At 46.3% G+C, this 18294-nt stretch carries 14 protein-coding genes; 3 read left to right on the top strand and 11 right to left on the bottom strand.

The genetic code is table 11. From position 1 onward, the window contains the following. Positions 1 to 289: 289 nt before the first annotated feature. The 3 genes from asnB (ACYQ2M_RS08525) to ACYQ2M_RS08535 all read left to right on the top strand — a co-directional run bounded on the left by asnB (ACYQ2M_RS08525) (position 290) and on the right by ACYQ2M_RS08535 (position 4317). A complete protein-coding gene (gene asnB, locus ACYQ2M_RS08525) occupies positions 290 to 2323 on the top strand; it encodes an asparagine synthase (glutamine-hydrolyzing) (RefSeq protein WP_459915908.1) in 2034 nt (677 codons plus the stop codon). Beyond that, a complete protein-coding gene (locus tag ACYQ2M_RS08530; protein WP_459915909.1) occupies positions 2277 to 2531 on the top strand; it encodes an acyl carrier protein in 255 nt (84 codons plus the stop codon). The genes asnB (ACYQ2M_RS08525) and ACYQ2M_RS08530 overlap by 47 nt, the downstream gene beginning before the upstream one ends. Positions 2532 to 2775: 244 nt before the next feature. Continuing rightward, positions 2776 to 4317: a class I adenylate-forming enzyme family protein gene (locus ACYQ2M_RS08535; RefSeq protein WP_459915910.1), complete on the top strand. Its 1542-nt coding sequence runs from the start codon at positions 2776 to 2778 to the stop codon at positions 4315 to 4317. 43 nt (positions 4318 to 4360) lie between these two features. Here the strand turns inward: ACYQ2M_RS08535 and ACYQ2M_RS08540 are convergent, their stop codons facing one another. The 11 genes from ACYQ2M_RS08540 to ACYQ2M_RS08590 form a co-directional block, all read right to left on the bottom strand. Beyond that, on the bottom strand, positions 4361 to 6352 hold the full coding sequence (locus ACYQ2M_RS08540) for a fibronectin type III domain-containing protein (protein ID WP_459915911.1): 1992 nt from the start codon (positions 6350 to 6352) through the stop codon (positions 4361 to 4363). Positions 6353 to 6500: 148 nt separating this feature from the next. After that, a complete protein-coding gene (locus ACYQ2M_RS08545) occupies positions 6501 to 7586 on the bottom strand; it encodes a hypothetical protein (protein ID WP_459915912.1) in 1086 nt (361 codons plus the stop codon). Positions 7587 to 7639: 53 nt separating this feature from the next. Next, complete coding sequence (locus tag ACYQ2M_RS08550) at positions 7640 to 8623, bottom strand: glycosyltransferase (RefSeq protein ID WP_459915913.1); 984 nt, start codon at positions 8621 to 8623, stop codon at positions 7640 to 7642. Then, complete coding sequence (locus ACYQ2M_RS08555; RefSeq protein WP_459915914.1) at positions 8620 to 9981, bottom strand: O-antigen ligase family protein; 1362 nt, start codon at positions 9979 to 9981, stop codon at positions 8620 to 8622. The genes ACYQ2M_RS08550 and ACYQ2M_RS08555 overlap by 4 nt, the downstream gene beginning before the upstream one ends. Before the next feature lie 23 nt (positions 9982 to 10004). Continuing rightward, a complete protein-coding gene (locus ACYQ2M_RS08560; protein ID WP_459915915.1) occupies positions 10005 to 10586 on the bottom strand; it encodes a serine O-acetyltransferase in 582 nt (193 codons plus the stop codon). A gap of 131 nt (positions 10587 to 10717) precedes the next feature. Further along, positions 10718 to 12589, bottom strand: a complete 1872-nt coding sequence (asnB, locus tag ACYQ2M_RS08565; RefSeq protein ID WP_459915916.1) for an asparagine synthase (glutamine-hydrolyzing) — start codon at positions 12587 to 12589, stop codon at positions 10718 to 10720. A 244-nt stretch (positions 12590 to 12833) separates the two neighbouring features. Continuing rightward, the gene (locus ACYQ2M_RS08570; protein ID WP_459915917.1) at positions 12834 to 13994 is read right to left on the bottom strand and encodes a glycosyltransferase; all 1161 of its coding nucleotides are present in this window, start codon (positions 13992 to 13994) and stop codon (positions 12834 to 12836) included. 36 nt (positions 13995 to 14030) lie between these two features. After that, positions 14031 to 14927 carry a glycosyltransferase family 2 protein gene (locus ACYQ2M_RS08575; protein ID WP_459915918.1) on the bottom strand — a complete coding sequence of 299 codons (897 nt, stop codon included), beginning with the start codon at positions 14925 to 14927 and terminating at the stop codon, positions 14031 to 14033. Positions 14928 to 14958: 31 nt separating this feature from the next. Further along, positions 14959 to 16305: a phenylacetate--CoA ligase family protein gene (locus ACYQ2M_RS08580; protein WP_459915919.1), complete on the bottom strand. Its 1347-nt coding sequence runs from the start codon at positions 16303 to 16305 to the stop codon at positions 14959 to 14961. Continuing rightward, positions 16295 to 16483: a hypothetical protein gene (locus ACYQ2M_RS08585; RefSeq protein WP_459915920.1), complete on the bottom strand. Its 189-nt coding sequence runs from the start codon at positions 16481 to 16483 to the stop codon at positions 16295 to 16297. Before ACYQ2M_RS08585 ends, ACYQ2M_RS08580 begins: the two co-directional genes overlap by 11 nt. A 56-nt stretch (positions 16484 to 16539) precedes the next feature. Further along, positions 16540 to 18132, bottom strand: coding sequence for a lipopolysaccharide biosynthesis protein (locus tag ACYQ2M_RS08590; RefSeq protein ID WP_459915921.1), 1593 nt, complete (start codon positions 18130 to 18132; stop codon positions 16540 to 16542). Positions 18133 to 18294: the final 162 nt, after the last annotated feature.

An 18294-nucleotide genomic window follows, 5' to 3' on the forward strand; every position in this document is an offset into this window, starting at 1 on the left:
ATAACTGACGCGTTTTTTACAGACAGCCATTTTTTTCAGAATCAGGGAAAGGACCTCCTTGACCATGAAAAGAATGGCTGTTTTATTATATCCCCGCTCCTTTTTTACAATCCGCGTCACATCTGTTTGACAAATCCATCGCATCTCTTTATAGTCAAATGTCAGCATTTAATCCAGTGTGAACGCCATCGGTACACACACTAATCCCAACGGCCGACCTTAAAAACCGGCCCCGATGACAAAACACATTGCTCACATTACGCTAAACCAACGCAAGCGAGATACATCCATGTGCGGAATTGCCGGAATTCTCAATTTCAAAACCCCTGAAGATAAAATCCCATTGCTTTCGTCCATGCTAGCCAGTTTGCAACACCGAGGCCCCGATGCCGCAGGAATTTTCACCCAGGGCCCTGCAGGCCTTGGCAGCGTCCGCCTGAGCATCATTGATCTTTCCGGTGGAAATCAACCCATTCATAATGAAGACAAATCCATCTGGCTGGTTTTCAATGGCGAAATCTTCAACTACCCTGAACTCAGGACACTGCTGATATCCATGGGACACCAATTCTATACCCAGACAGATACCGAGGTTCTGGTTCATCTGTATGAGAGCTTTGGCACCGGTATGTTTACTCATCTCAACGGACAGTTTGCCTTTGCCCTGTGGGATACCAGGACCCGGGCCCTGCTTCTGGGAAGGGACAGGCTGGGCATTCGCCCCCTGTTTTATCATCTCCACCACCAGCGTCTTATATTCGGATCGGAGATCAAGGCTTTATTTGCTGACAAAACGATCTCCCGGGAGCTGGATTCCCAATCCCTTTCTGACATCTTTTGCTGCTGGGCTCCTGTGGGGAAGGCCACGGCCTTTAAAAACATTTTTCAGTTACCCCCCGGCCACTATGCCACGTTTTCCGCACAAGGTCTTTCCATCCATCAATACTGGGATCTCCCAGGACCTGTGCAGGAGACAAAAAAATCCACCGACCAATGGGTGGAAGAGCTCAACGAGCTTATTATAGATGCCGTCCGCATTCGCCTCAGGGCAGATGTTCCGGTGGCAGCATACCTCAGCGGCGGACTGGACAGCACCTATATCACTGCACTGGTGAAAAAGCACTTCAACAACCGGTTAAAAACCTTTTCCGTGGGATTTTCCGACCCTGCCTATGACGAAAGCCATTTTCAGAAAAAGGCAGTGAATTTTCTGGGCACAGACCACAGGGAGACCGGCTGCTCCCATGGGGATATCGGTGAGATTTTCCCTGAGGTTATTTTCCACACAGAAACCCCGCTTTTGAGAACGGCGCCGGCTCCCCTGATGCACCTGGCCAGACAGGTAAAACGGTCGGGACTCAAGGTGATCCTCACCGGCGAAGGCGCAGATGAGATTTTTGCAGGATACAATATATTTAAAGAGGATAAGGTCCTGCGCTTCTGGGCAAAATTTCCTGAATCACAGATTCGCCCCCGCCTTCTGGAAAAACTGTACCCCTACATTTTCTCCCAGAACAATGCCAGGGCCACAAAATACCTGGAGACCTTTTTTAAAAAAGGGATGGATCATCTGGACTCTCCTACGGCATCCCACCGTACACGATGGGAGAATACCGGCCATACTCACACCTTTTTTTCCAGAGATTTTCTATCAACACCATTCAACCTTGAACGTTTTATCCAGCGATTCATCCCTTTTCTGCCGGACGGTTTCATGACCCGGGATCCCCTGTCCAGGGCACAGTACATTGAGCAGAAAACGTTTCTGCCCAATTATCTGCTCTCCTCCCAGGGAGACCGCATGTCCATGTCAGGATCCATTGAGGGACGCTATCCCTTCCTTGACCACCGGGTGGTGGAATTTGCAGCCACCCTGCCCCCCCATCTGAAAATCAACGGCATGACGGAAAAATATATTTTAAAAAAAGCCGCCAGAACCAAGGTCCCCCGGAAAATCATTAACCGACCCAAACAGCCCTATCGAGCCCCCATAAGTCCCGCGTTTCTGGGCACCCCCCGTCAGGAATATGTCCGCCTGCTGCTGTCTGAAACGGCAATAAACGAGACCGGATATTTTGATTTTAAAAAAACAGCCCGTCTGGTGGAAAAATGCCGACATCAAAATGGAGCGCTCTTAAGCGAACGGGAAAACATGGCGCTGGTGGGAATTCTCTCCACCCAGCTTCTCCATGATCTCTTTATCCGTCACCAGCCTCAAAAAAACCAAATTTCTTCACAAAAAATAACCATTACCCAACATAAGGAGACACCGGTCCATGTCCCACACACCCAAGGCAACCATTCGAAAATTCATTGTGGATAATTTTCTGTTCGGTGAAACAGGAGATCTTAAAGATAACACCTCTTTTCTGGAAGAGGGCATCATTGACTCCACCGGGGTTCTAGAGCTGATTGATTTTCTGGAAGAGACCTTTCAAATTTCCATTGCCGATGACGAGATCATCCCGGAAAATCTGGATTCCCTGGACAACCTGGAAAAATTTTTATCCAGGAGTGCCATCAACTCCTGAAAACAATTATCCATGTCCTTTCAAGACTTGATCACAGCAGCAACCACATCAAACCGTTAATCCAATTTATAAAGATCATACATCATAAAGTCTTGCTCACTGCGACTTCGCCGCCGTGAACCGTGGTGCTGACTGTGTCCAGCACCTCGGTTCTCCAAACAGCATGTGATGCTTTAAATTTTAACAGCACACATGATATGCTGAAAAAATATTATGAATGATTAAGGATAGCAGGAGGATATTAATGGCATCGTTTGTACATCACCATCTTGAAAGCAGTGCCTCCCTTTTTCCGGAAAAAACAGCCCTGGTCCATGGCAAAACGCGTCTGTCTTATAGAGATATCAACACCTCCTCAAATCAACTGGCCCATTTTCTTATTGACAGCGGCTTAATGACCGGAGACCGCGTGGCCCTGTTGATGGACAACTGTGCCGAGTATGTTATTGCCTACTATGCCATCCTCAAGGCCGGGGCAGTTGCCGTTCCCCTGAGCAATGATCTCAAACCCGCCGGTCTCCTCTATCTCGTGGAAGTACTGGCACCTGCAGCAATCATCTCTTCCGGCAAATATAAACGCCTGTTCCAGGCCTGCCAACTTACAAAAAAATCCCTTAAGATGATGATTCTCCATGATTTAAAAGCATCATGGTCCTTGCCCCACATTGGGGTGACCCCGTGGCACATGGCACTGGAGAATGGAAAAAAAAGCAACCCTGAACGCCTGATCATCTCTTCCGATCTTGCCAGCATCATCTACACCTCGGGAAGCTCCGGAAAACCCAAAGGAGTCATGCTCTCCCATCAAAATATCACCGCCAACACCGCATCCATCTGTCAGTACCTGGAACTTGACCACCGGGATGTGCAAATGGTGGTACTCCCCTTTTTTTATGTCATGGGAAAATCCCTATTAAATACCCTTTTCAGGGCAGGCGGCACCGTTGTTCTCAACAACCGGTTCGCCTTTCCCGCCCAGGTGATCACCGAAATGATCACCGAACGGGTCACCCTTTTTTCCGGAGTTCCCTCCACATATGCCCATCTGCTCCATCGCTCTCCCCTTAAAGCATCCAAGGATCAGCTGACTGCCCTTCGATGCTGTACCCAGGCAGGCGGCCACATGCCCGGAGCCATGAAACGACAGCTTCGCAAGGCCCTGCCCGAACACACCGACATCTGCATCATGTACGGGGCCACAGAGGCATCGGCCCGCTTAACCTGGCTGCCACCGCGTTACCTGGAATCCAAAATGAATTCCATTGGCAAGGCCATTCCCGGTGTTCGCATCAAAATTCTCGATGATGCAGGAAGGGAAGTGGCACCGGGTGAAACCGGTGAACTGGTGGCCAGCGGTGATAATATCATGCAGGGATACTGGAAGGATGCTGAAACAACAAAAAAAGCCCTGGATCACCACGGTTATCACACCGGTGATCAGGGCTATATGGATGAAGAGGGATTTATTTTTATAAAAGGCCGTAAAGACAGCCTTATCAAGGTGGGGGGCCACCGCATCAGTCCCCAGGAGGTGGAAGATGCCCTCATGGAAACGGACCTGGTGGTGGAGGTGGTGGTAGTGGGAAAGACGGATCCTCTTCTGGGGCACCGGCTTGTTGCCCTTGCCGTGGCAAAGGACAGAGCCACCCCGGCCCGGGAGATTCTGTCATGCTGTTCAAAACTGCTGCCCAAATATAAGCTGCCTGGAGAGATCAGGCTGGTGAGACAGCTTCCTAAAAATGCCAATGGAAAAATCAATAAACAGGGGTGTGTAAAACTACTCTGATCCATTATGTCGGTGGATCAGAGCAGTTGTTTGTCCATAGGTTTTAGCGGGCGGACACAATGACCTCATCTATGTAGATAAAATCATAATTGCCACTGGCATCGCACCGGAAGCGCAACTTCATAGCAGTGGGAAAGGGATAGGGAGCCCCCTCTTTAAGAACGATGCCCTCTTCATGGTAAAAGGAATTATTGGAGAAATCTGACCCGGCAGCATAGGTTGCCACGGTGTTCCACTTAGAACCGTCATAATACTCAACAAAAAAATCCTCCCCGGATTCCATGCTCCTGGGGTAGAACCAGAACTCAATCTTAAGCTCCGTATAAGCAGGTCCATCAAGGTTCACCCCCTGGGCAGAGTAAAATGAGGATGCCGTACCGCTGTTGTCCCGAATCTGAGCCGCATAAGTACCCTGGTGGGCATACTTTCCAGAATAGCGGGTGCAGTCACCTCCGCCGTCAACATAACTGCCCCAGCCGGGTTCGAAATCATCCCGAGTCAGCACTGTCCACTGGGCAGGTGCGGGTGGGGCCGGGGGAGTATAGGTCACGGTGAGGGTGTCTGAGGATTCATTGCCAGCGGCATCCTGGGCCTTGACAGTAATCACATTGCTGCCTTCCATAAGGTTAATTCCAGAGGCACTCCAGGAGTCTGTGCCGGATGCGGTGCCACTGCCGCCAGCGCTGTTTACCCAAGTGACTGAAGAAAGTATATCATTGTCTGTGGCAGTCCCCTCCAGATCTATTGTTGAAATAGAAACCTGAAAATTATCTTCTGATGTAGGCGTTGATATGGTAACAACAGGTAACTGGGTATCCGGTGCTTCAGGTTCCACCAAGGGTTCTTCTGAAGGGGTATTATCAACAGGTAAAGTTGAACCACTTGAATATGAAACATGCAATAAAGGAGCGTTAGCCGGTTCTCCATCATAGGATTCTGCAATACGATAGCCACTACCAGAAATAATGAACACCATGGCGTTCCCCGATTGCCACCCGTTTCGTTTCACAATCTCCTGAATAAGTGGTGAAATATCAGAAGTTCTATGTTTTTCATTCGTCTGACTCCAAGATGGAACATCTTTCCATGGAACAGATGACTCTGACACCCGTCTATTGGTTAAAACCCTGGCATCGTTTGTAAAGACAGCTGCATTATCTGATGCCTCAACAGAAATGGTAAGGGAGGTGGCATTATCTGATGTTTCATCTACTTCAAATTCAATGTAGGCATTGTCAATCGTTGCACCTTGGGGAATAATAAGTCCTTGAAAACGAAGGCCAACAATCTGCCCACCCCCGTTATCCATATCATCCACCAGTTCCAGATCTGAACTGGTGTCAAATACGTGACCGTCACCCACACGCTCTTCAATATCATCTATGGATTGACTGATCCGAACATCCACCTGAACACTTTCTGAAACAGATGGGGGCCTTACACTCGGCAGAACCACAGAAATCTCCGGAGTTGAATAACCACTTTCATTTCCTGCGGTATCCACCGCAGTTACAGCAAAGTAATACTTTGTTTCTGCCACCAGCCCAGCAACGGTATACGCAGTTCCATTGACACTTACAGGAAGTCCATAATTCCTACTTGATGTACCATAGTATACCCGGTATTCAAGGATATCAGGTTCTCCGGCAAGCCAACCAAGGTTCACATCCGAACCACTTGTTTCAGCCGAAAAGCCCTGGGGTGGCAACGGCGGTGTGGTGTCCCCGGCAAGGGGCACCACGTAGGTGGCTACATTGGAGGTTTCGCTTTCCCCGAAACTGTTGTAGGCCTTGACCGTAAAATAATAGGTTGCCCCTGGAGTCAATGTCAATGTGTCCAGGGCGTATTGATTTGTGTTGCCAACGTCCTGACTATAGGAATAATTACCAGCAGAGGTCCCATAATAAATCTTATACCCAGTCACATCACCGGTGGATGCGTCCCAGGTTAAGATGGAATCCTCCGCAGCGAATGATGGATTAATGGACAATGCTGTCAGCACCATCAACCACACGATGACAAGTTTTCGTATCATACCCTACCCCCTCAAATCTGAATACATTATCACACAATTACAGATTTTATTATTGAATTAATTCCATATATTGATGCCATGAACAAACATTTCTTTCAGAAAATAGCTTTGTTCCTCCTTTAAAACGAACGACACTGTTTTCAGGAGATTACTGAATCTTAAGATTTGTCGGTGGTGTCGGAAGTGCGGGGGAGCGGCTGCCACTCCCGATGGTGATGGGCTGACCGGCAGATGGATTCCCATCAGAATCAACAACAAACAAGTAAGCCGTCTGACCATCGGTAAAAGCACCACTGTTCACCTGAAAGGAGATTGAATTATCAGTCCATGAGGTGGGAACTTGAATCTCTCGCCAAGTGCAATCCGCCCAGTTATCATCATCGCCTATTTCCACCCGTGCCTGGGTACCTGTCTGTATGTAAATGTCATCCAGAAAAACTTTGAGGGAATTCATGCCGTTGCCCACATAATTCTGCCATAAAAACCATCTGTGCCGCCTATCTCCACTGTGATAGGTCATGATATTGGAAAGCGTTGAACGCTTAACAGCCATACGGCTTTCCGGGTCATGGGTGAAGGTGGACAAAGAACCATTATCGCGTCCAAGACTGCTCTCTTTAATAATCACATCCATACGGTACCACTTCCCTGAAACATCAGGATAGGATGGATATACGTATTTAGTATTAGATGATGTTTCCGGCCCGGGACGCACAATAAGCTGATTTGCATTATACCAGTTAAACATGACCATCTGGGGATAATCATCCTGAATATCATTCTGCCAGTTAATCCGGAACATTTTCCACTGCCCATCTCCAACCATGTCGGAGAGATATACCCACCAGGATACAAACAGGCTGCTATCGGGGGCCACACCGGTACCGGAATCATAACGGAGCGCACCCTGCCATTTGGATGTCAGGTCAACTTCAAGGCTCTGCTTTCCGCTGTGGGCATGGGCTGTGCTGTACACAGGCGCTGCCCAGCTTGAGTTGGGTTGTCTCTCGTAGTACCACCGACCCTGGGAGGTGAGAATCGTTCCCGCCTGCCCGGCTTCTATCTCATTACCGCGCCACTCAATTTTAAGGTCATGACTTCCAAACTGACTGCCAGTGATGGTAGCTGTGTCACCGGAAGTAAATGAACCACTCATATTGTCAATGGCTGGTTCGGCCAGGGCATTTGTCCAAGCCAAAAAAACCAAAAGGAAAATAACTCTTGTCAGCATCATTATTCTCACCCCTTATATTAAAATTAATATTGACATAAAAAAACAATATCATATCAGTGCTTGACTCTGGCAACAAGCGCTTCCATGCTGGTCTCCCACCTTTCTTCCAACGTAGCCTTCAGTTCCGAAATCTGCTTTTTCAACACATCCAGCCGATCAATTGCCCTCAAAATGGTGTCTGCAATGTCCCTGGAATTATTATCCGTAAAAAGGACTCCCTTGTTAAAATAGTCTTCAAGGGCATCAAATCGTGAAAGTATCAAGGGGGTACCAGCTGCAACCGCTTCGTAGGCACCGCACACCAGGCAATTTGCCCGATTGGTCAGATCAATTACCACATCTGCAGAAATCAGGAGTCTCCAGTAGGCGTTTTCTTCCAGATAATCAGTAAAAATAATATTATCCGGAGCCCAAGCACGATATTCTTGTGCCTGTCCGCTCACTTTTCCGGTAACATGCACCACTACCCAGCGAGGTAGAAGAGACGCTGCTATTATTACCTCTTTAACAGGTTCATCCGCACCAAATGTACAGATAAACACCACATTTCTCCGGCCACTCAACTCTTTTTTCTCAACAGATGGAACAACCGGAATTTTATCCTGCAAAACCACAGCCCTCCCGCCATTTTTAGTGACCAAGGCGGCAAGTTGTGTGTTAGTTACCACGGTTATTTCGGCCTGTCTGTTAATAAATGCGTAAATAGCGCCCAATCGCTTCAGCACATTTCCCTCCGGCAACAATCCCCCATTATGGGTATCAATCACCAATCGGTATTTAAAAAAATAATGCAAAAAGCAGACCATAATAGAAAGTAAAATAGATGGATTTTGGACAAACAGAATATCAGGCCGCTGTTTCAGGAGAATATTAAGGGTTTGGAATACAAACATCGGATGTCTTACAATCCGCGGGGCATCACTTGAAAGAAGAAACGGGCGAATACCCATGGCCTGACACAGCTCCCGGGTGCGTCTGTGTATTTCCCAGGCGATCCAGATGGTATTGATTCCGTTAAATGGCTTTGTGTCGCTCATTTGACCTCACCTGTTCCCGCCAGCAACTCAATTTCAGCCACCCTGGCCTCGGCAATGGAAAGCATTTTCAGTAAAGACATGGTACAGCCCGCCATCACCCACCAGTATATCTCAAACAGATCATGTCCAAAACACCCCAGAACCAGTCGAACATACATAAAAAGCAAAAGGGCATTTGACACAGCAATCATAAAGGTATTGGACTTTACCTCCATGGACACCAGGCGGTCCATATTCTCATCGGCCCCAGATGTAAAGTTCCCTAAGGATTCTATGCATAAGCGCAACCCGTTTTGAATCCTTTTGAGCTCTTTATGAATCACATAAAGCAATGAAATAAAAAATAAAAAGCCCTGAATACCTGTTTCCGCAAGCAACTGGGTATACAGATTATGGGTTTCCTGTGCTCTTCGGTCAGCTCTCTCCTGCGCCACGGGGAAACAATAAAGCCCCACACCAAGCGGATGATTAATAAAGACCGTCAAAGAGTCCTTGAATAAGGTGATTCTGGCATCTTTTGATTGTCCTTCCGCCTCTTTTCCGCTAAATGAGGAGAGAAATCGAGCCTTGTAATGGTCTGGCAGGTTGATCACCAACACCATTCCTGCTACGCAAAAAAACAGAAAAATCCGAAGTTTATATCTAGACTTAAAAAAAATCAGCACGCACATGGCAATAAAAGTCACATATCCTGTTCTTGAGCCGGTAAAAATAATGATATTAATGGAAAAAATCAGCTGGACCCCAATGAGAATTTTCATAAGCTTGGACTGTATTACCGGATAAACATACCAGAGAAACGGAAGAAAACTGACGAACTTTCCCGACAGAGAATTGGGATGACCGAACATGGTACCAGGGCTTCCATGAAGGCGAGGAATTCCCTGATTTTCCCATACCATACTGCCGGTAATCTTTCCCACAAAACACTCCTGTCCAACCTTCATCAGGGCGATGAAACTGCTCAAAAGAAAATAAGCCAAATATCGCGGGGAAAGTGCAAATTGGGAGATAAAAAAACTCATCATGGCAAATTTAATGTTTTTATCTATAAAGGTTTTCCACGAAAGATCAAAATCAATGGCCAGAGGCAGGCTGACAGTCAAAATAAAAAGATACATCAAGATGGCATGGGGAATAAGGGAATGGTATTTTGCAGAATGGTTGCCAGACGTGTATCTCAAAAATGCCACAAATGCCAATATGGCCCCGGAGATAAATTCGATACGGATGTTGCCCAGAAATGAGACCCGCTTGCCCACCTCCAGCCACCATATGATCACATATGCATTGAAAAAAAGTGTCATCGGCAGACGTATCGATGGATATTGATTTTTCAGTTCAGTTATGTTTGCCATTTTACCTTTGGGTGTTGATGTGTTCACACCCGATTAACCACATAATGGGCAGAGCCATTATAAGAAATAACCTTCCCGGGGATGCCCACCACAACCCCGTGATCGGGAACAGATCGGGTCACAACACAGTTCGCCCCCACTGCAACATCATCTCCCAGTGTAATACGTCCAAAAACCTTACAACCGGCACCGAAAAAAACATTGTCCCCAATCCTGGGACATCCCGGAGACTTGCCCCCAAATGAAATCCCAATGGTGACACCGTGATTAATATTGCAGTTTTTACCCAGAACAACCTCCTGGTTCACCACAATGCCTCCATAATGTCCGATGTAAAGCCCAGTTCCGATTGAGGTGTTGTATGGAATATCAATACCATATTTTATCTTTAACCGGCCATGGATAAGTCTTGCAAAGACAAACAAAGGAAACAACCAGATTTTTCCCTTCAGAAATCTGCAACTGCGCATAAAAAAAGTATATCGAAACCCGATGTGCTTGATCAGACATCCCAGGATGTTACTTAAATCCATGCCGTATCGCAGCAGGTCTCCCCTGACCAATTGTAAATATTCATCCCAGTTTATGGCTGTCGGTGGTGTCACTGTTGTCCCTTGAAAATTTTTCCCCTGAAAATGGATGCCACAACTCGCCCATATCTGCAAAAGCGCATGAAGTCCGGTGTCATCTGGCAGCCTCGGGGCATTGTTAAAATTTTTTCAGCCCATCTCATCTTTTATTCAGGCAGATAGTTTCTCAGCCACAACTCCAAAACAAACAGCAGCCATAATTTTAAGGGAAGCCTGAAATCAGATTGATTTTTATGTTCATAAAAAGATGTCATCAAGGTGACAACACCTTCACGACCAACGTAATTCTCACACCGGCACCCCGGCTTCAGAAGATCGCATGCCATCTCTTTCAACTGATAATTCAGCCAAGATGCCACCGGTGCGCCGAACCCTGTTTTCTTTCGGTATAGAATCTCATCGGGCAGATACCCCTTGAGCCCGGACTTTAAAAAATACTTCAACTGCTCCTGCCGCACCTTTTGATGAGGGGGAATGGACATGGCAAATTCCACTAAGCGGTGGTCCAGAAATGGAGCCCGGCATTCAAGGCTTGTTTTCATTGAAGCCATATCCACCTTTTTCAACAAATCATCCGGCAGGTAAAAATTAAGATCATGGCCAAAAGCCAGGGTCAGGGGATCTTTGTCCTTGAGATTGAGCCAAGCATTTTCGGCATAAAACTTTGCAAAATCCACATCATACCCTGACGCAAACGCCTTAATTTCACCGGCACTTAAAATGGTTCGTACGCGGTGCCAATAGTCCCACGCCCCGGGGCTGCCATCTCTGGAATAGATGCCGTCAAATCCCTTGAATCCAAACTGTTGCAAGGCAAACCGATTCAGCTCCTTGAGAATTCTTGTGGAATAACGCCCCCCCCGCAGATATCTCTGATCCAGATAGGAGCCATAGCCAGCAAACAGTTCATCCCCACCATCACCGGTGAGCACAACTTTAACGTACTTACGCGCTTCCCTTGCCACAAGGTAGGTCGGAATGGCTGAAGAGTCGCCAAATGGCTCATCATAATAGGCCAGAACATCCAGCACAACATCTTCAATTTTATCATCAATGTAAATTTCCGTATGATCGGTGCGATACTTCGTTGCAACCACCCGTGCATAGGGTCGTTCGTCTACCTCATCGGCAAACCCCACGGAAAAGGTCTTTATCTGTTCTTTGGAATGGTGTGCCATAATGGCCGTGACAGCACTGGAATCTATCCCACCGGACAGAAATATGCCGATGGGAACATCGGCCACCTTACGGATGAGAACAGCATCTGAAAACAGCTCAATAAACTGTTCAGTGATCTCATTTTCGGAAAAGGCCCAGTTTACCTGAATCCGGGGATCCCAGTATTTGACAATTGACTTCTCTTGACCCTTCAACTTCATGTAATGGGCAGGGGGGATTTTTTTTACGCCGGAGATGATGGAGCAGGGAGCCGGTACATACATTGAATTAAAATAAAGGGCCAGGGCATCGGCATCCAGCTCGGCAGAAATTTCCGGATGCTTCAGTAACGCCTTTAATTCCGATGCGAAAAGGATCTTCTGCTCTGAGTCCCAATACAAAAGCGGTTTTTCGCCCATACGATCACGGGCTACCAGAAACACATTTTCCTTTTTATCGTGAAGGAGAATGGCAAACATGCCATTGAGTCTAGAAAAAAAACCCTCACCGAATTCCTCATAAAGGTGCACCAAAACTTCGGTATCCGAAGAGGTCCTGAATTGATGCCCCTTTAAAATCAGCTCTTCCCTTAATTTTTTGAAATTATAAATTTCTCCATTTAAAATAACGGCAATGGTATTGTCTTCGTTGTAAACCGGCTGACTGCCTGTATTGAGATCAATAATGCTCAGACGGCTATGTCCTAAAACAGCATTGCCAAATACGGTTACACTTTGCTCATCCGGTCCGCGAAGGCGCAGTTCGCTGAGCATCTGTGAACACAACTGCGTCTCTTTGTCAACGAAATCCTTTGAATCCAACGGGGATGTTTTATAATAGAATCCAAGCACTCCGCACATATTCACTACCTTATTTTATGTCGACCCAATTTTCAGGACCGACCCATTCATGATTAATCACAACAAAGCAACATGGGTAATCGTTAATGTCTAAGTTTTCAATAAGCCTTGGCATTCAAGGATTCCTTTTGAATAGCACTCAAAATTAAAAGGGTAAACAGACTTTCCCACCTCGAGTTATTGAGAACTTACGTTAATGTTGTTGAACAACCACGCAATTATGGTCTGTTCGTACCCTGGGGCATCAGCAAATCAATGTTCTGTAAAGATTTAAATAGGCTGAAGCCATGGTTGAACTTGAATAAACACAAATCAATCTCATGTACGCGTTATCAATGAGTTGCTTAGATTTTTTTTTATCATGTAAAAGCGAAAATACGGATTCAGCCATGAGGCCTGGACAGCCGGGAGGCACAAGGATACCCGCCTTGCCAAAATCAAGCACTTCTGGAATCCCCCCCACATGTGATGAAACAATGGGAATTTTTGCCTGCATGGCTTCCAGTAAAGTGATGGGTAACCCTTCAGACAATGACGAAATAATATACACGTTGAACAGTGGCATGAACCTTCCAGCATCTTTTATATATCCCGGCATCATTACATGCCTGGACAGCCCATGGGCTGAGATGCAGCCTTCCAGAGATGTTCTTTCAGTCCCCTCCCCGATGATCACAAGTCTAATGTCAATTTTTTTCTCTTTTCTTAAGAGATACAACATCTTAATGGCATCGATATATCCCTTTTCCTTTGAAAGCCGCCCGATGGTGCCGATGACAAGTCCATTTCCAGCACAGAACGAGCGTATCCGGGAATCGATGTCATGAGTCTCCCCGGGGATGGGAACATTGGGTGGGGAATCAGTTTTTTTCCGTTCAATGGGAATGCCGTTATTCACAACATGGTATTTTACCCTTTTCCGCTTTTTCAAATCAGGATGTTCACGCATTCGTTTGTTCACCAGCACAACAGTGTCGATCATCTGATGGCTTAGCAGATCCAGAGACTTGTATACGCTCATTTTTGAAAACCCAAGGGCGCTGGTATAGCCATGGACGGTGGCAATCATTGGTAACCGTCGATGAGCGTTCAACAAAAAGCCCAGCAAAATATTCCCCTTGTACCCATGGGAATGCAACACATGAACCCCTTGTTTCCGGGCATACTGCAAAATTTTCATCCCTCCCATGATATTGGGGCCGGGCATCATCCGAAACTTTATAAGTTCAATACCTCGCTTTATGGCTTCTGTTTCAAAGGGCTTTTCATATATTTTTTTCGTTCCAATACTGGCTACGAGAGGCTTCATGCCTGATCTGATCTGCTCTTCCACCAGGGTAAGCAGCATCATCTCAGCGCCATAAAGGCCACCGCTGTCTATGATATGGAGAATTTTCAAATTCATCGTCGTTCCCTGAGATGTGGCATCTTCCCCCATGATCTATCCCTTTGCCCTGAACGGTCCGAGCCACCTCCGGGCCAGAGTCTTGACGATCAAAAGAAGATCAACTTTATATCCAACCGCTTTTTTTAGAAATTCCCTGGCCCTAGCAGGCTCTCTTTCAAAATAATATATCCACCGCAAATAATATTTGTGAGCAAACAGGTCATTGATGAACCCTTTCTCCAGCCGGTGAGTATGATTTTTAAGAAATTGTTCCAGAATGCCATCCGCGCATCGAAACCGCTCATCCACATTGTGAGACATCTGCCCACTATGCCCCATTCGATATGTAATGAGGCTTTCATCAACAAAATCAAATTTCCAATCCAGCGAGAGGTAGAGCCACATCTCCCAGTCGATGGCCATTTTTAACTCTTCGTTGAACCCTTGCCCCAGCAAATCCCGTCGTACCATGGCCGATGAAAAGGGAACAAAATTATCAAATAGCATATAGGGTAGCACATGTCCCCGGCGGGGAGTTAAATGAACGCCAAAGGATTCGATCGCCCTGTTGAGATCAGCGCCATGGGCATCAATATATCTGGCGCGACTATACACCACTCCCACCTGATCATCCCCAAACAAAGCCACCTGTTTTTCCAGTTTTTCCGACTCCCACAGATCATCAGCATCCAGAAAAGCCACCAGGTCACCCTGAGCATTTTGGATGCCCCGGTTTTTGGCCCGGGCCTGTCCCTGGTTGGCCTGCCGGATATATTTCAGTCGGGGATCACCTGAATAGCGGGCTGCCACGTCTGCGGTGTGGTCGGTGGAACCGTCATCAATCAGAAGAATCTCAAATCCCTGGAAGGTCTGGTTCAGAACCGATTCAAGACAATCCGCCAGAAAATGGCCATAATTATAGCAGGTAATCACTACGGTAACAGCAGGCACCAACGATTTCCTCCTTTTTCATAAGGATCAGTTATGAAACGCTACAAACGGAGAATCGGTACTTGCCCGATTTTTCCGGTTGAATTTTTGTTGTTTGGCAGAGGTTGACCACAACGTCATGGCCAAACAGGTCTTCAAAATACCCCCTCAAAGCATGGGCGCTGTCCGGACCATACCCTTTGCCAGGAACAACATTTAACCGAAAACAGACCAGACTCTCCTGGATGATCTGCATCTGATCAATGCCGGGAATGCGAGTCAGGGTGTTTTCAATAAGGGAAATCCCAGCCACACGGGTACCATCTTTCTTGATGAGAAAATCAGCCACACGGCCCTGTACCTTTTCCATCAGGGGCAACCCTCGCCCGCAAGAACAGGGTTGGCCCAGAAAAGCAGCCACATCTTCCACCCGATAGCGGATAAAGGGCATGGCATGATTCATCAAATCCGTCACCACAATCTCACCGGGTTCTCCCACACCGGCACTGGAGCCATCCTCCCTTAAAAACTCTATCACAAGATGCTCAATGTTCATGTGCATGCCTTCATGTTTCTGGCATTCACAACCGATAAGACTCACCTCTTCACATCCGTAACGGTCAATCACTCTGCAGCCAAAAACCTGTTCGATCTTCGCCCGTTCATGGGGCAGCAACATCATGGAAGTGGACAGTATGCCCACGGGATGCGGCGCGCTAAGTTTCATCCGCTCCAGATACTGTGCCAGCACAAACAGGGAATGGGCATGTCCGAATAACAGGGTAGGCCCTGTTTTTTTCCACTCCAGGATAAACCGGGTGACCGATGCCTCTGAGACTGCCATGGTATCCAGGTAAATATAGGGTTGAACCAGGGAGTTAATCATTTTTTTCTTTGGCGTTACCGGAAGTTCCGGATTCCCCCACGCTGCAGCGATGGGTTGGCCAGGTTCCCACCCTGTCCACCGATCATGACGACGGGCACAGGCATTTCTCAGTTCACTACATTTTTCCGTGACAAAAAGATCCAGCGCCCTTCCAGTGGACCCCCCGGTTTTAAAATGGTGAAGTTTTTCCCTGGAAAAAGGAAATGAGATCATCTGACTGGTGTGGGCACGGACTTCCGCCTTGGTCAGCACCGGCAGTTTTGAGATATCATCAGGCGACTGAAGGCTTTTTTTTGTCAACCCGGCATCAGCAAATCGTCTCTGATAAAATGCGTTATGTTTCCAGACAAACGCCCACAGCGCCTGCAGGCGCTGCCACTGAATTTCTTTGAGCCTTTCCAAAGAATAATACTGTGTTTTTTCGAGAATTTTCCAATAATCCAGGCGGGGACTACCAGCCCTTTTATAATACAGGGGCTCAAAAAAATTTTTCCTGACAAAGTCAAATTTCATCTTTAATACCACTCACCATTTTGCAATCCCATTTGACGTGTGATAATGTTTGCCAATCTCTCATTGGTTCTTCCTCACTTCCTTCGGAGACTTCCCAAGGAAGAACCTTTATCATTTTTTTGATCTCGCCGGAACTGTCAAATTTTTCGGATCGCTCAGGCAGAGCCTGAGATTTCATTACAAGCAATCATTACAAACAGCCCGATGGCGTTTCTTGTAAAAAAATCAGGGGCCCTACTTCATAGTTACAAAAAGACGTTTTTCTTGAAGCATAACAGCCACCCGCTTTCGAGGCAATATATCGGTGAGTATCAAGGCAACCAGAAACGAAAAACAAAATACAAATTTAAAACAGCAGTCTATTACGTCGGATAAATTATCAATAAGGCCTGCAACAATCTTCCAGTCCCGGGCAGTCTCCAGTTGACAAAAACGTAAGATGTTTTCCAATCCATGCACCACATCGTGTGATAAGTAAAAATCCATCCCCGGAAGCAAAGAAATAGAAAAAAAGTCTATCCCCAAGTAAATGGGAATCACCAGCAATATCAATTTAATAATTTTCTCCCACTCAAAGGAGATTTGATAATAGGGGTTACCCCTTTGAAACACAAGGATACATGTGATCAAATTACTCAGAGCCCCTTGAAGAACAGCACCAAACAATCCAAGCTGTTTAATCAACACAAAGGAAAAGACAATGTTGAACACCGCCATTATCATATTAATTTTGGCAATTTCAAAGGTTTTTTTTGCGTAAATAAGTCCAAAATTAAGGTGTTGTGAACTGGCCAACAAAATTCTGGAAGTGACAGCAATGATAACAATATAACCTGAAAGCCAAAATTCCTTTGGCGTCAATAACTTCAACAAAATTGGAATTTCAACGGCAAAAACAAGACCGACAAAAATAAGAATAGACAAAAAGATAGTAAACATCCTTGCAATTGAATCTGGTCCTTCTTTTGCATCGGCCACTTCCAGGCGTTGAATACTCCATATTTTCATAAAGGGAACCGTCACCAACACCCCGATTAATGTGGCAAATTTGAATAGCATTTCAAAGGCACCCAGCATGGTAAGCCCTAAAAAACTTCGAAGAATTACACGGCTAACGTTGTTTCCAATCAAGTTGGCCACCACCCCAGGAAGAAGGGGAAGGACATAACTCAACAGTTCTCTAGCATCTTTTAAATTAAACTGAAATCCAGCCCTGGCAAAAGCAACCCCGTGGACGACCAATGTAGCTGCCCATCCACAGATAACCCCGGAATAAAGGTAACCATAAACCCCCATTTTCAGGTAAACAATGAAGTAAATATTAAGTATAAGGCCAAGAACCAGACGGCCCAACGACAGAAACGAAACAAGGATGGAGCGTTTCTCTATCTGTAGATACACCTCAGCATTCTGGCAGGTCATCGTAGCGATAAAGGTCTGGAGAGACAGTTGGATCACCAACCCCATCCCCTCCTTTCCAAAGGCAAACCAGGCAATCAAGTCGCTGAAAAGCATACAAAACAAACTCATTCCAGTAACAATGGTGAAAAGAAGTATCATTGCCGTTGATATGAGCTGCTTTCGGGCAACTTCACCTTCACGCTGGAAATAAATTCTTCGCATGGCACTGGAGATACCATAACCAGCAAAAACCACAAACACGGATAAAAAAACGTCGATCATGCCGATGATGCCATACCCCTCACCACGCAGGTAGTGGGCATACACCGGCAACATTACAAACCCCACCAGTCTGCCAAGAATACTGGCCCCACTGTAGATCACACCATGTTTGAAAACTATTTTCAGTTGTTCTGCAAAAGACATTTTTAATACTATATAAAATCCATCAGTAAGACCTTCATTCATCAAACTTTTATATGGTAGATCAAAAATTTCTGAGTCCTTAAGGTTGCCTTCCTAAGTTTGCCTTCCTAAGTTTGCCTTCCTAAGTTTGCTTTCCTAAGGTTGCTTTCCTAAGGTTTAAAT

The organism is Desulfocicer niacini (assembly GCF_054657595.1).

What these genes read in the sequence shown, in the direction of transcription:
- asnB (WP_459915908.1), top strand. Translation starts at nt 290, where the DNA reads ATGTGCGGAATTGCCGGAATTCTCAATTTCAAAACCCCTGAAGATAAA.
- ACYQ2M_RS08530 (WP_459915909.1), top strand. Translation starts at nt 2,277, where the DNA reads ATGTCCCACACACCCAAGGCAACCATTCGAAAATTCATTGTGGATAAT.
- ACYQ2M_RS08535 (WP_459915910.1), top strand. Translation starts at nt 2,776, where the DNA reads ATGGCATCGTTTGTACATCACCATCTTGAAAGCAGTGCCTCCCTTTTT.
- ACYQ2M_RS08540 (WP_459915911.1), bottom strand. Translation starts at nt 6,352, where the DNA reads ATGATACGAAAACTTGTCATCGTGTGGTTGATGGTGCTGACAGCATTG.
- ACYQ2M_RS08545 (WP_459915912.1), bottom strand. Translation starts at nt 7,586, where the DNA reads ATGATGCTGACAAGAGTTATTTTCCTTTTGGTTTTTTTGGCTTGGACA.
- ACYQ2M_RS08550 (WP_459915913.1), bottom strand. Translation starts at nt 8,623, where the DNA reads ATGAGCGACACAAAGCCATTTAACGGAATCAATACCATCTGGATCGCC.
- ACYQ2M_RS08555 (WP_459915914.1), bottom strand. Translation starts at nt 9,981, where the DNA reads ATGGCAAACATAACTGAACTGAAAAATCAATATCCATCGATACGTCTG.
- asnB (WP_459915916.1), bottom strand. Translation starts at nt 12,589, where the DNA reads ATGTGCGGAGTGCTTGGATTCTATTATAAAACATCCCCGTTGGATTCA.
- ACYQ2M_RS08570 (WP_459915917.1), bottom strand. Translation starts at nt 13,994, where the DNA reads ATGAATTTGAAAATTCTCCATATCATAGACAGCGGTGGCCTTTATGGC.
- ACYQ2M_RS08580 (WP_459915919.1), bottom strand. Translation starts at nt 16,305, where the DNA reads ATGAAATTTGACTTTGTCAGGAAAAATTTTTTTGAGCCCCTGTATTAT.
- ACYQ2M_RS08585 (WP_459915920.1), bottom strand. Translation starts at nt 16,483, where the DNA reads ATGAAATCTCAGGCTCTGCCTGAGCGATCCGAAAAATTTGACAGTTCC.
- ACYQ2M_RS08590 (WP_459915921.1), bottom strand. Translation starts at nt 18,132, where the DNA reads ATGTCTTTTGCAGAACAACTGAAAATAGTTTTCAAACATGGTGTGATC.